The sequence below is a fragment of the Salipiger sp. H15 genome (genome assembly GCF_040409955.1).
In the GTDB taxonomy this organism is placed as follows: Bacteria; Pseudomonadota; Alphaproteobacteria; order Rhodobacterales; family Rhodobacteraceae; genus Salipiger.
The window spans coordinates 133,294-146,321 of record NZ_CP123385.1 but is presented as its reverse complement, the minus strand read 5'-3'; the positions used below and the strand labels follow the sequence as shown (position 1 = coordinate 146,321).

14 protein-coding genes are annotated in these 13,028 nt (G+C 70.9%); 9 read left to right on the top strand and 5 right to left on the bottom strand.

The window, feature by feature from the left end; translation table 11 throughout:
- A complete protein-coding gene (locus PVT71_RS14995) occupies window positions 1–804 on the bottom strand; it encodes an alpha/beta hydrolase (RefSeq protein ID WP_353474872.1) in 804 nt (267 codons plus the stop codon).
- Window positions 776–1,375: an amino acid synthesis family protein gene (locus PVT71_RS14990; RefSeq protein WP_353474871.1), complete on the bottom strand. Its 600-nt coding sequence runs from the start codon at window positions 1,373–1,375 to the stop codon at window positions 776–778. The genes PVT71_RS14995 and PVT71_RS14990 overlap by 29 nt, the downstream gene beginning before the upstream one ends.
- 104 nt (window positions 1,376–1,479) lie before the next feature.
- On the opposite strand from PVT71_RS14990, the gene PVT71_RS14985 reads away from it, so the two are divergent.
- Window positions 1,480–2,325 (top strand): LysR family transcriptional regulator, encoded by an 846-nt coding sequence (locus tag PVT71_RS14985; protein ID WP_353474870.1) that lies wholly within the window; start codon window positions 1,480–1,482, stop codon window positions 2,323–2,325.
- 31 nt (window positions 2,326–2,356) lie between these two features.
- Here PVT71_RS14985 and PVT71_RS14980 read toward each other — a convergent pair whose 3' ends face one another.
- The gene (locus tag PVT71_RS14980) at window positions 2,357–3,169 is read right to left on the bottom strand and encodes a sulfite exporter TauE/SafE family protein (protein ID WP_353474869.1); all 813 of its coding nucleotides are present in this window, start codon (window positions 3,167–3,169) and stop codon (window positions 2,357–2,359) included.
- A gap of 355 nt (window positions 3,170–3,524) precedes the next feature.
- Here PVT71_RS14980 and PVT71_RS14975 point away from each other — a divergent pair, with 355 nt between their 5' ends.
- From PVT71_RS14975 to PVT71_RS14940, 8 genes are all read left to right on the top strand, one after another.
- Window positions 3,525–4,304, top strand: a complete 780-nt coding sequence (locus tag PVT71_RS14975) for a serine O-acetyltransferase (protein ID WP_353474868.1) — start codon at window positions 3,525–3,527, stop codon at window positions 4,302–4,304.
- Window positions 4,301–5,197, top strand: a complete 897-nt coding sequence (locus PVT71_RS14970) for a VOC family protein (RefSeq protein WP_353474867.1) — start codon at window positions 4,301–4,303, stop codon at window positions 5,195–5,197. Before PVT71_RS14975 ends, PVT71_RS14970 begins: the two co-directional genes overlap by 4 nt.
- Window positions 5,198–5,228: 31 nt before the next feature.
- The gene (locus tag PVT71_RS14965; protein WP_353474866.1) at window positions 5,229–6,368 is read left to right on the top strand and encodes a M20 aminoacylase family protein; all 1,140 of its coding nucleotides are present in this window, start codon (window positions 5,229–5,231) and stop codon (window positions 6,366–6,368) included.
- Window positions 6,368–7,276, top strand: coding sequence for a LysR family transcriptional regulator (locus PVT71_RS14960; RefSeq protein WP_353474865.1), 909 nt, complete (start codon window positions 6,368–6,370; stop codon window positions 7,274–7,276). Before PVT71_RS14965 ends, PVT71_RS14960 begins: the two co-directional genes overlap by 1 nt.
- A 127-nt stretch (window positions 7,277–7,403) precedes the next feature.
- The gene (locus tag PVT71_RS14955) at window positions 7,404–8,315 is read left to right on the top strand and encodes an NAD(P)-dependent oxidoreductase (RefSeq protein ID WP_353474864.1); all 912 of its coding nucleotides are present in this window, start codon (window positions 7,404–7,406) and stop codon (window positions 8,313–8,315) included.
- Window positions 8,315–9,850 (top strand): aldehyde dehydrogenase family protein, encoded by a 1,536-nt coding sequence (locus PVT71_RS14950; RefSeq protein ID WP_353474863.1) that lies wholly within the window; start codon window positions 8,315–8,317, stop codon window positions 9,848–9,850. The genes PVT71_RS14955 and PVT71_RS14950 overlap by 1 nt, the downstream gene beginning before the upstream one ends.
- A 104-nt stretch (window positions 9,851–9,954) precedes the next feature.
- Window positions 9,955–10,770: a DUF3100 domain-containing protein gene (locus PVT71_RS14945; protein WP_353474862.1), complete on the top strand. Its 816-nt coding sequence runs from the start codon at window positions 9,955–9,957 to the stop codon at window positions 10,768–10,770.
- A gap of 3 nt (window positions 10,771–10,773) precedes the next feature.
- Window positions 10,774–11,253 (top strand): hypothetical protein, encoded by a 480-nt coding sequence (locus PVT71_RS14940; RefSeq protein ID WP_353474861.1) that lies wholly within the window; start codon window positions 10,774–10,776, stop codon window positions 11,251–11,253.
- A 93-nt stretch (window positions 11,254–11,346) separates the two neighbouring features.
- Here the strand turns inward: PVT71_RS14940 and PVT71_RS14935 are convergent, their stop codons facing one another.
- Complete coding sequence (locus tag PVT71_RS14935; protein WP_353474860.1) at window positions 11,347–12,327, bottom strand: zinc-binding dehydrogenase; 981 nt, start codon at window positions 12,325–12,327, stop codon at window positions 11,347–11,349.
- A gap of 17 nt (window positions 12,328–12,344) precedes the next feature.
- Window positions 12,345–12,944, bottom strand: coding sequence for a TetR/AcrR family transcriptional regulator (locus tag PVT71_RS14930; RefSeq protein WP_353474859.1), 600 nt, complete (start codon window positions 12,942–12,944; stop codon window positions 12,345–12,347).
- Between the last annotated feature and the right edge of the window lie 84 nt (window positions 12,945–13,028).

The following is a 13,028-nucleotide window of genomic DNA, read 5'->3' as shown; positions in this document are numbered from 1 at the left end:
TCAGCTCCTGTCGGCGAGGGTTTCGGGGAAGGCGGCGTCGACGAGGCGGGCAAGCTCCGCCGTCACCGCCTCGGCGTGGGTCATCGGCATCATGTGCGCGGCCTCGGGCAGGACCACGGCGCGGCCCTGCGGGGCAAGCGCGGCCATGGCGCGCGACATGGCGGGGGTCGAGTTGGGCTCGCGCCCGCCGGTGATAAAGAGCGCGGGGCAGGCAAGGCCGCGCAGGGTTTCGTCCTCTGGCCCGTCCTCGGCGGCGAAGACGCGGTAGGCGGCGCGGTAGCCCTCGGGGTCGGCATGGGTGAGCCAATCCCGGCAGGCGGCGCGGGCGGGGGTTTCCTCCTCGCCGAACCAGCGCCGCAGCGTCGGCTCGGGATCGCCGGTGGTCCTGCCATCGAGCTGCGCCGCCCGCGCCGCCACCGCCTGCCGCGCCTCGGGGCTGCGGCGGTGGATGGCGTTGAGGCAGGCGAGCGCGGCGACCTTGCCGGGGACAATCCGCGCCAACTCGGCGGCGATCATCGCGCCCATGGAATGCCCGGCGACCAGCGATGGCCCGTCCAGCACTTCGGCGATGCGCGCGGCATAGTCGGCAAGCGAAGCCTCGGCCCGATGTCCGCTGTCGCCATGGCCGGGCATGTCCACCGCGACGACCCGGCAGCTCCGTGCCAAGGCGTCGATCTGCGCCCCCCAGGCCTCGGCCCGCAGGCCGACGCCGTGGATCAGCAGGACCCGCGGGCCGCGCGGTCCCGCGACGATCCCCGCAAGGCCGGACCCGAGGTCAGACCGCGGCCGGGTTGTCCAGGTCATGGCCGAGGTCCTTGAGATCCTGGTAGCGGTCGCCGATGCGGTGATGTGGGCGCCCGCCGGTGGCTGCACCCAGCACCACGACGATCTCGTCGTCGCGCGGCGCGTCGGGGATCGAGAACTGGATGGTCAGGTAATGCGACCGCCGCCCGGCGTCGTTCTTGTCCATCAGCGGCACCATGATCGGCGCGTTCGCCCCGCCGCGGGTGTTGGTGAAGGCAAGGTAGCTCTTGGCCTCGACCGCCTGCCGGTAGTGGTTGCCGAAGCGCAGCGTGTGGATGAGCCCCGAGGCATGCTCGATCTCGCCGTCGAGGCCGACCACCGCCGCCTTGCCATAGGCCTCGATCGCGTCGCCACTGCCGGCAAGGGCGATCATCCGCTTGGTCATCATCTCGCCGAGCACCGGGCCATAGGCGCGGATCTCGGGCCCGAGGTCCTCGACAAAGCGCCCGGCCCAGGGATTGCGCACCACCGCGGCCACGGCGAACATGCGCCAGGGCGTGTCCGCGGGGCGGAACCCCTCGATCAGCACCTCTTCGTCATAAGTCACGATCTTCCGAATTTCCGGCAACATGCACCATCTCCTGTTCGCTATCACAGTGTGTTGCCGGGGAAGGGTGGTTTGACAAACGGGGAAATCGCGGTCTTATCCATTAGTCCTGCTAATGGAGCCCGCCGATGTCCCGATCCCTGCCGCCCGTCGCCTGGTTCCGCGCCTTCGAGGCCTCGGCCCGGCACCTCAGCTTCACCGCCGCGGCGGAAGAGATCGGCATGACGCAATCGGCGGTCAGCCAGCAGATCAAGGCGCTCGAGACGCGCTTCGGCTCGGCGCTCTTCACCCGCAAGCCGCGGGGGCTGGCGCTGACCGACGCCGGGCGCAAGCTGATGCCGCAGGTGGGCTCGGCGCTGGAGCTCCTGCAGGCGGCGACGCTGGCCTTCGACGGCCCGCCCGAGGCGGAGTTCCTGACCGTCGCGAGCTCGGTCAGCATCGCGCATTGGGTGATCGCGCCGCACCTGCCCGACTTCCACGAGAGCCACCCGGATGTGCGCATCCGCTTCGTCAGCGCGATCTGGCCGGACGATTTCCAGAGCGCCATGGCCGATGTCGAGATCCGCTTCGGCTCGCAGCGGCAGGTGGGGCAGAGCGCCCTGCCGCTCGAGCCGAGCGAGCTGGTGGCGCTGAAATCGCCCGCGCTCGAGGGGCCGATCGAGGCGCTGCCGCTGATCGAATCCGTCGGCACCTCGGTCGGCTGGGATGCCTTCGGCGCGGCGCATGGGCTCGGCCCGCTGCACCCGCGGCTCTACGTCGATTCCTACGGCATGGCGCTGCAGCTGGCGGCGGGGGGCAGCGGCGTGGCGCTGGTCTCGGCGCTCTTGGGGCGGGACGCGCTGGCCTCGGGCCTGCTGGTCCCGGCGCATCCCGGCGCCATCGCCCCGCGCGAGGGCTACTACATCGCGGTGCGGGAAAACCTGCCCGCGGCGCGCGCCTTCGCCGACTGGCTGGACGCGCGGCTGAAGCGGTGAGGCGGCGCGGGTCCGCGCCGCCTCGCGGGGGTCATCCCATCAGCGCCTTGCGCAGCATGTTCCCGGCCAGCACCAGCACGGTCAGCGCGAAGATCAGCCGCAGCCGCGCCGGGCTCAGGCTGTGCGCCAGCTTGACCCCGATCGGCACGGTCATGAGCGAGGTCACCATGATCAGCAGCACGGCGGGCAGGTTGACGTAGCCCACGGTTCCCGGCGGCTTGCCGGTGATGCCCCAGCCAGTCAGCAGGAAGGCGATGAAACCGGGGATCGAGATCAGCAGGCCGAAACCGGGCGAGGTGCCCACGGCGCGGTGCGGCGGCACGTTGTAGGCGGTCAAGAGCGGCACGGTGAAGCTGCCGCCGCCGATGCCCATCAGTGCCGAGAAGAAGCCGATGATCCCGCCGTAGACGCCGCTGAGCGCGCGGCCGGGCAGGGTGTCGGAGATCCGCCAACTCTTCTTGCCGAGCAGCATGTAGAGCCCGAGGCAGACGCCGATGATGCCGAAGACCAGCAGCAGCTGGTCGCTGTGCAGCACCGTGGCGGCGAGCACGCCCAGCACCGAGCCCATGGCGATGAACGGACCCCAGCCCTTGATCAGCTCGAGGCTGACCGCGCCGCGCTTGTGGTGCGAGGTCACCGAACGCAGCGAGGTGACGATGATGGTGCCGGTCGAGGTGGCGACGCAGATCTGCATGAGCTGCTCGGGGTGATAGCCGAGCCCGGTGAAGACGTAGTAGAAGGCCGGGACGAGGATGATCCCGCCGCCGACCCCGAGCAGGCCCGAGATGATCCCGGCCACCGCGCCCGAGGCGGCGATGATGGCGAAAAGCGTGAGGTATTCCATGGCTCAGACCTCTTCGGGGGCGGAGCGGCGGGCGCGGGTCGGAACGGCGGAGCGCGGGCGGCTTGCGGCGGGCATGGGCAGTCTTTCTTCTGCTGCGGATCGTCGCGGCGCGGAGGTCGGGTGCCCTCGGCACGGCGGAGGCGGCCCGCGCCGCGTGCGGGACAATCGCCGCGCAGGCCGCGAGGTCAAGGGGTCTTGCCCCGGCGGGCCGGGATAAGCCGCCGGTGCGCCCTGTTTGCCGCGCCGGGTGTGTTCTTCGCAGGGCAACGCACCCGCCACATATCGGCACTTGTCCGCATCACCCCTCCCGGTGCAGCTTCGCTGCAACGCCCGTCCGCCTCAGAAAAGGGACCGCATGCCCAACCCCCTGTCGCAGAGCCTGCTCCCCTCGGTGCAGGAGATGTTCGCCGCCGAGCCCGGGCTCGCGGTTCTCTTCGGCTACGATCCGGCCGGGCTCGACAACCCTGCCGAGCTGCTGGCCGCGGCGCTGTCGGCCTGCCTGCCCGAGGGGCTCGCCCGAGCCTGGCTGCGCGGCCTTGCCGGCGAGGTCTTCGGCGCGGACCCGGAGCTGCTCGAGATCGCGCTCGACGACCTGCTCGCCACCACGGTGCGCGATGCCCATCCGGGCGGCGCTGCGGCGGTGCTGCATTTCGCCAACGGCTACCATGCGCTGCTGTCCTACCGGCTCAGCCGGGCGCTCTGGCTGGCCGGGCGCGAGACCCTCGCGCTGGCGGTGAAGGGACAGTTCACCCGCGCGCTTTCGGTCGAGATCTGGCCGCAGGCGCAGATCGGCCGCGGCGTGTGGGTCGACCATGGGCTCGGGCTGGTCATCGGCCAGACGGTGGTGATCGAGGATGACGTGAGCCTCTGGCACGGGGTCACGCTCGGCTCGAACTTCGTCGACATGGGCGAGGGGCGGCATCCGCGGCTGCGCAAGGGCGCGGTGGTCGGCGCCGGGGCGGTGATCCTCGGCCCGGTCGAGGTCGGCGAGGGCGCGACCGTGGCGGCGGGGGCGATCGTGACGAAGGACGTGCCGCCCGGCCACGTGGTCACCGGCCCGCGCGCCAGCGACCGCGGGGCGAGGCGCTTCGCCGGTTTCGTGCCGCTTGCCGCGCTGAAGGGAGAGGGCGCATGAGCTCGCTCGGGCTCGATCACCCGCTGGTCTGCGTGCGCAACCTGGCGGCGGCGCGCGAGACGTACCTGTCGCTCGGCTTCCTGATGAAACCGCCGGGGATGCACCCCTGGGGGACCTCGACCGCGCTGGTGATCTTCCGGAACCAGCTGCTCGAACTGGTGGGCATCGGCGACGAGAGCCTGCTGGACGGCTACCCGGCGGGCGGGTTCCGCTTCGGCCGCCACGTGCAGCATTGGCTCGGCGAGCGCGAGGGCGTGCCGCTCTCGGCGCTCAACTCCGCGGACGCGGCGGCGGACGAGGCCGAGGTGGTCGCGCGGGGCGGGCATTGCGCCGGCACCATCGAGTTCGGCCGCGACGTGACGCGCGACGACGGCACGCCCGACCGCACCGCCACGACGCTCAAGATCTTCACCCGGGAGGGTCTGCCGCGGCTGACGATGTTCGCCTGCCAGCAGCACCGGCGCGACCTCATCGAATTCCCGATGTGGATGGATCACCCGAACGGCGCGCATGGCTTCGTCTCGGCCACGATCCTTGCCGAGCCGCAGGACCAGCCGGCGGTGAAGGACTGGCTCGCCACGCTGCACGGGCCGGGGTCGGTGACCGAAACCGGCTGGGGCTTCACCGTGGCGACCGCAAAGGGTCACTGGCGCGTGGTCAGCCGCGATGCCGCGCGGCTGCTCTTCGGCCCGCTGCCCGCCGATCTCGCCCCGGACGGCGCGCCCTCGGTCGTCTCGCTCGACGTCGCCTGCACCTCGCTGGATCAGGTCCGGCCTTTCGTCGCGCGCTCGGGTATTGCATATCGCGAAACCGGCGGCGCGCTGGTTCTGCTGGAGCCGGCCCGTCTGGGCGGCATCCTTCTCACCTTCCGGGAAGCGCCCCGCGCCGCCTGACCCGCACTGCGCCGCGCGCAAAGGAGACCCCATGTTCGACCATGACCACATCGCCGAAGCCATCGCCTGGCGCCACGACCTGCACCGACATCCCGAACTGGGGTTCGAAGAGCACCGGACCTCGGAGATGATCGCGGGGCTGCTGACCGGCTGGGGCTGGCGGGTGCACCGCGGGCTCGCCGGCACCGGCGTCGTGGCGCAGATGGGGCAGGGTGCGCCGGTCATCGGCCTGCGCGCCGACATCGACGCGCTGCCGATCCTCGAGGCGACGGGGGCGGCCCATGCCTCGACCATCCCCGGCAAGATGCACGCCTGCGGCCATGACGGGCACACGGCGATGCTGCTGCTCGCCGCAAGGCAGATCGCGGCGGAGGGCGTCGAGCAGGGCACCGTCACGCTGATCTTCCAGCCCGCCGAGGAAAGCGAGGGCGGCGCGCGGGTCATGGTCGAGCAGGGGCTCTTCACGCAGTTCCCGATGGACAGGGTCTTCGGCATCCACAACTGGCCCGGCCTCGCGCCGGGGCGCTTCGTGGCGCGGGACGACAAGATGATGGCGGCCTTCTCGGTCTTCGACATCGAGATCCGCGGCAAGGGCGGCCATGGCGCCATGCCCGAGCAGTCGGACGGGGTGATCGCTGCGGCCGCCCGCGCCGCCGCGGCGCTGCAGGAGATCCCGGCCCGCGCCCTCTCGCCGCTCGAGCCCGGGGTGGTCTCGGTCACGCAGATCCACAGCGGCTCGGCCTACAACGTCTGCCCCGACCGCGCGGTGCTGAGCGGCACCTGCCGCTGGTTCGCCCCCGAGGCCGGGGACATCATCGAGGAGCGCGTGCGCCGGATCGCCACCGCCGAGGCCGCGGCGCAGGGCTGCACCGCCCACATCGACTACCAGCGCCGCTACCCCGCGACGATCAACACCGCCCCCGAGGCCGCGCTGGCGCGCGACGTGGCGGGCGAGATGGGCCTTGATACCGCGATGGTCGGGCCGAGCATGGCCTCGGAGGATTTCGCCTTCATGCTGAACGAGGTGCCCGGCGCCTACCTCTGGCTCGGCGCGGCGCGCGAGGGCGAGAACCCCGGACTGCACTCGGCGAAGTTCGACTTCAACGACGCGGTACTGCCGTCCGGGGCGGAGTTCTGGGTGCGGCTCGCGCGCCGCGCGACGGCTGGATAATGGACGCGCTCGACAGCCGCTTCCTGCGCGAGTTCCTCGCGGTCGCGCAGGAGGGCTCGATCCGCCGCGCGGCGGAGCGGCTGAACGTGGTGCCCTCGGCGATCTCGCGCAAGATCGCCGAGGCCGAGGCGCGGCTCGGGGTCACGCTGTTCGAGCGCAGCTCGAAGGGGGTGACGGTGACCGAGGCAGGCGAGCTGCTGCGCGAGCACGCGCTGCACCTGCAGGACGAGCAGACCTTCCTGCTCGACCAGATCGGCCGCTACCGCGACGGGCGCAGCCAGACCGTGCGCATCGCGCTCGGCGAGGGGTTCACCGCCGACCTGCTGGAGAACGGCCTCTCGGAGCTGAGCCGCCTTCAGCCTGACCTGCGCTTTGCCATCGACCACGCGGGCACCGGCGAGCTGCAGCGCCGGGTGATCGAGGGCGAGGCCGACATCGGAATCGCCTACAACCCGCTGGTCACCGAGGCGACGCGCTCGCTCGCGGTCGGACGCCAGCCGCTCTGCGCCGTGGTGCCCGCAAATTCAGCGCTGGCGGGGCGCGAGAGCGTGGCGCTGGCCGAGGTGCTGGAGCATCCCGTCGCCATGCTCGACGCCCGCCACGCCATCCGCCACCTCGTCGGGCAGGTCGCCGCGGACCGCGGGCTGGCGCTGCGGGTGCATGTCGAAACCGCCTCGATCGCGCTGCTGATCCGCTACGTGAGCGCGGGCATGGGCGTGACCTTCCTGCCGCGGTTTTCCGCGTCCATTCAGGCGGATCGCGGCGATCTCGCGGTGGTCGAGCTGGACGAGCCCGCGCTGCACCGGGTGAGCACCCACCTCATGGTGCGCGCCCGCCGCCGCCTTCCGAAGTCGGTGGAACTGGTCGCCAGCTTCCTCTCCGACCGCATGGTGGCCTTCCGCGCCTGACATTCCGTGTTGCCTGCAGGGCAACGCGATGTGCTCGATTGCAGCGCTTCCTGTGAACACGCCTCCTCCGGATAGTTTTCCGAACACCGGCCCCCCGGGGCCCAAACGGAAAAGAACAGGAGATCACATGGCAGCAGAGACAGGCAGACGGGCCGGGGTGATCGGGCTTGGGGCGATGGGCTTCGGCATGGCCTCGAGCCTTGCCCGCGCGGGCTTCGAGGTGGCGGGCTACGACCCGGCCCCGGCCGCGCAGGACCGGGCGCGCGAGGCGGGCATCGCGCCCAAGGCCAGCCCCGAGGAGGTCTTTGCCTCGGCCGAGGTGATCGTGCTCTCGCTGCCCACGGCGGCGCACGTCGAGGCGGTCGTCGCGGCGGCGGAAGGCGCGGGGCTGCTCGAGCCGGGCACCGCCGCGAAGGTCATCATCGACACCTCGACCTCCGAGGCCGAGGTCAGCCGCAAGCTCGCAACCCGGCTGGCTACGGCCGGCCACGGCTTCCTCGACGCGCCGGTCAGCGGCGGCCCCTCGGGCGCCGCATCGGGGCAGCTCTCGGTGATGCTCGGCGGCGACGAGAAATGGGTCGGCGCGGCGATGCCCGCGCTCGAGGCGATGGCGGCGAAGATCCTCCACGTCGGCCCCAGCGGCGCGGGCAACGTCGCCAAGCTGGTCAACAACATGCTGGTGGCAAGCCACATGGTCACCACGCTCGAGGCGCTGCGGCTGGCCGAAGCCGCCGGTGTCGGCGCGGAGGATGCGCTGCGGGTGATCAACTCGGCCACCGGGCGCAGCGCGCTGTCCGAGATCCATTTCCCCAACTGGGTGCTGCCGCGCAGCTTCAACTCGGGCTTCAGCACCGGGCTGATGCGCAAGGACGTGCGGCTCGCCCGCGAGCTGGCGCAAAGCGTCGGCTGCGCGATGCCGGTGGCCGACCTCGTGGCGGGTCTCTGGGCCGAGGAGAACTCGGGCCTGACCGACGCTGACGATTTCATGCACATGGGCGATCCCGCGGTGGACCGCCTCAGCCAGAAGGAAAAGATGTGATGGCCAAGGACATGGTCGATACCGCCGCCCGCGTGGCCGAGCTGCTGAAGGACCTGACCGGCTCCTCCGAGGTGCAGTCCTACGTCGGCGGCGCGCTGGTGCCGGGCACCGGGCACGCGCTCGAGCTGACCGACCCGGCGACGGGCGAGGTCTTTGCCCGCTACAGGGACGCCGGCGCCGAGGTGGTCGCGCAGGCCGCCGAGGCCGCGACCCGCGCGCAGAAGGAATGGTTCGCCAAGACCGCCTCCGAGCGCGGGCGCATCATGTTCGAGATCGGCCGCCAGCTGCGCGCCAATGCCGCCGCGCTGTCGGAGCTGGAAGCCCTTTCCTCGGGCCGCCCGATCCGCGACACCACCGGCGAGCCCGCGCGCATGGCCGAGATGTTCGAGTATTACGCCGGCTGGTGCGACAAGATCACCGGCGACGTGATCCCCGTGCCCTCGACGCACCTCAACTACACCCGGCACGAGCCGCTCGGCGTGGTCAGCCAGATCACCCCCTGGAACGCGCCGCTCTTCACCTGCTGCTGGCAGGTCGCCCCGGCGATCTGCGCGGGCAACGGCGTGATGATCAAACCCTCGGAGCTGACGCCGCTCTCGTCCATCGTGGTCGGCATCCTCTGCGAGAAGGCGGGCGCGCCCAAGGGCCTCGTCAACGTCATCGCGGGCGACGGTCCGGGCTCGGGCCAGGCGATGATCGAGAACCCGGCGACGGCGCTGGTGGTCTTCGTGGGCTCGGCCGAGGCGGGAGCCAAGATCGCGGGCGCGGCGGCGAAGCGGCTGGTGCCCTCGGTGCTGGAGCTCGGCGGCAAGTCGGCCAACATCGTTTTCGGCGACGCCGACCTCGACCGCGCGGTGATCGGCGCGCAGGCGGCGATCTTTGCCTCCTGCGGGCAGAGCTGCGTCGCGGGCTCGCGCCTGCTGGTGCACCGCTCGGTCCATGCCGAGATGGTCGAGAAGCTGAGCCTCGCCGCGGGCCGCATCCCGGTCGGTGCGCCGATGGATCCGGCGACCCAGATCGGCCCGGTCAACAACCTGCGGCAATGGTCGAAGATCGACGCGATGGTGAAGGAAGCTGTCGGCCAAGGCGCCGAGATCGCCAGCGGCGGCGCCAAGCCCGAGGCACTGGCGGCGAGCGGTGGCTACTTCTTCGCCCCGACCGTCGTCGACCGCGTGACGCCGCAGATGACCATCGCCAACGAGGAAGTCTTCGGCCCCGTCGTCTCGGTGCTGCCCTTCGACAGCGAGGAAGAGGCGATCGCGCTCGCGAATGCAACGCCCTACGGCCTTGCCGGCGCGGTCTGGACGCAGGACGTCGGCCGGGCGCACCGCATGGCGGCGCAGGTTCGGGCGGGCACCTTCTGGGTCAACAGCTACAAGACGATCAACGTCATGTCGCCCTTTGGCGGTTTCGGCCGCTCGGGCTACGGACGCTCCTCGGGCCGAGAGGCGCTGGCCGCCTACACCCAGACGAAATCGGTCTGGGTCGAGACCGCGGCGAGCCCCGCGCAGGGCTTCGGCTACGCGCCGGGCTGACGCAAGGTCGTTTCGCCCTTCACCTTCTGCCGCGGACCGGGTAGCCCCCCGGTCCCGGCCAATGCGCCCGAAAAATCGCGGGCGACAACAGAGAGGTCCCCTTCATGCCCATAAAAGACATCCTTCTGGACTGGCGGCTGCATCTGAGCGTGCTGGTCATCACCGTGATCGCCGAGATGATCGGCGTCATCGCCATCCCGATCGGCATCGGCTCGATCCTGCTGCTGCCGCTGCTCTACGCCTTCGTCATGGGGCTGCTGATCAACCCCAACGTGATCGCCGGCGCCCGCGCGCTGATCCGCGACCGCGAGGTGCACGCCGCCTCGCCGCTGATCGTCATCGCGATCATGCCCTTCATCGCCAAGTTCGGCACGATCATCGGCCCGTCGATGGACAAGATCGTCGCCGCCGGTCCCGCGCTCATCCTGCAGGAGCTGGGCAACCTCGGCACCATCGTGCTGGCCTTCCCCGTGGCCGTGCTGGTGCTGCGCATGGGCCGCGAGTCGATCGGTGCCTGCTTCTCGGTGGCGCGCGAGCCCAACATCGCGATCATCGCCGACAAGTACGGGCTCAAGAGCCAGGAAGGCGCGGGCGTCATGGGTGTCTACGTGATCGGCACGCTCTTCGGCACCTTCATCTTCGCCATCCTCGCCTCGATCCTCGCCACCACCGGGGCCTTCTCGATCGAGGCGCTCGCCATGGCCTGCGGCATCGGCTCGGGCAGCATGATGGCGGCCTGCTCCGGCGCGCTGGTGCACGCGGTGCCCGACATGGAGGAGCAGATCCTCGCGCTCGCGGGCGCCTCGAACGTGCTGACCTACGCCACCGGCCTCTACCTCTGCGTCTTCGTGGCGCTGCCGGTGACCGAGAAACTCTACGACCTGCTGGGCCGCAAAGAGCCCTCGAAAGCCGGAGCCTGAGCCATGAGCGACATCCAAACCCAAGAGCTCGACCTTTCCGAAGAGCCCAAGCTCGGCCTCGGCGCCCATGCCGCGGCGCTGGCGGTGGTCTGCGTGATCGCCCTTGTCGGCAACACCGTGGCGACCGAGAACACCGTGCCGCAGGGGCTGGTGGGGCTGATCATCCTGTGGGTGATGTGCATGGTCGGCATGGTGCTGACCAAGGTCGTGCCCTTCAAGCTGCCCTCGGTGGCCTGGATCTCACTCGTGGGCATCCTCGCCACCATGCCCTGGACCCCGGGCAGCGCGTGGGTGCTCGAGCAGGTCAGCCACGTCAACTTCCTGACGCTGGCCACGCCCTGCCTCGCCTACGCGGGCATCGCGATCGCCCGGCGCGAGATCGAGATCGCCAAGACCTCGGGCTGGAAGATCGCCGTGGTCGCCGTGCTGGTGATGACCGGCACCTATGTCGGCTCGGCCATCGTGGCGCAGATCTTCCTCTGAGCGCCTTCTGATCCCCCACCATGGGCCGCACTCCCCGGCCCGTGGGAACTGCCCCCGCACCGTCACGGCGCGGGGGCTTTGTCTTGTCCGGCCTCAGGCCCGCAGCATGATCTTGCCGCTGCGCGCCGGGGTCTGCGCGGCGGTCATCGCGGCGGCGACCTCCTCGAGCGGGAAGACCCCGCCCACGTCGAGCGCGAGCTTGCCCTGCGCGGCCAGCGTCACGAGCTCGGTCAGCAGGCGCACCTGCGTCGCGTTGTCCATCTCGCCGAAGACGCGCGAGGCCCAGAAGCCGCGCACCGCGAGGTGCTTGGTGATCATCTCGCCGCTCGGCAGCTGCAGCGGCGCGCCGGTGGCGGTGCCGAAGACCACGTATTCACCGTCGCGGCCCAGGAGCGCGGCCAGCGCCATGCCGAGCTCCGCCCCGACGGAGTCGATGGCCGAGACCGCGCCCGCCTCGCCGATCAGCGCCTTCGCGGCGTCCAGCCAGCCCTCGTCCGAGGTGCAGAGCACGTGCTCGGCGCCGAGCGCCTTCAACTCGTCCACCGCCTCGGCGCGGCGCACGAGGTTCAAGAGCTTGATGCCGCGCGCCTTTGCGAGGCTCACCATGATCTTGCCGACCGCGCCGTTCGCGGCGGTCTGCACCAGCCACTCGCATTCGCCGACCTTCAGCGAGTCGAGCAGGGCGATGGCGCTGAACGGCATGGCGATGAGCTGCGCCGCGTCCTCGTCCCTGATCGCCTCGGGCAGCGGCACGAGGGTCGCGGCCTTGGCGATGAAGAACTCGGCCCAGCTGCCGTGCACGCCGCCGACCGAGATGCGCTGGCCGAGCAGCGCTGCATCGACACCCTCGCCGACGGCGGCCACGGTGCCCACCGCCTCGGAGCCGCCGATCTCGCCGGGCAGCTCGGGGACGTAGCCGTACTGGCCGCGGATGGTCCAGAGGTCATGGTTGTGGATCGGCGACAGGATCATCTTGACCAGCACCTCGCCCGCGGCGGGCTTGGGGATGTCGATCTCGCCGAAGAGCATCACCTCGGCCGGGTCGCCGAAGACGTCGTGATAGGCTGCGCGCATGTTGGGTATCCTTCGTGTCAGGGAATGTCGGGGAAGAGGCGGCGGGCGGTGTCCGCGCGCGCCTGCCTGAGCGGGGCGTCGTCCTGCGAGAGCTTCGACAGGATCGCCGCCCCGAGCCATTGGGCGTAAAGACCGGAGGCCGTGCCTTCGGGGTCGGGCAGCGGCCGCAGCGAGCCGTCCTCGCCGCCCTCGGTGAGCAGCGCGGCAATGCGGGCGATCAGGTCCTGGACCCCCTCGTCGAGCACGCGGCGCATGTCCTCGGAAAGGTCGGCGATCTCGGCCGCGAGCTTCACCACGAGGCAGCGGCCGGCCATGCCGTCGGAGGCAGCCTCGCCAAGCCAGCCGTCCCAGTAGGCGCCGAGCCGGTCGGCGGCGCTGCCGGGGGACTCGGCGAGCGCGTCGACCTGCGCGAGGTACTCGGCCACGTAATCCTCGAGCAGGGCGCAGCCGAAGGCCTCCTTGGAGGGGAAGTAGTAGTAGAACGACCCCTTCGGCACGCCGCTCTCCTTCAGGATCTGCGACAGGCCCACGCCGGTGAACCCGCCCCGAAGGACAAGCTCGCGCCCGGTGGTCAGGATCTTCTTGCGGGTGGCTTCGGATTTGCTCGGCTCGGTCATGCAGGGCTACATAGTTAAAATAGACCGGTCGTCTAGTCCCTGCGGCATCGTGACGTGGCGATAGCGGCAGGCAAGGACAGGAGG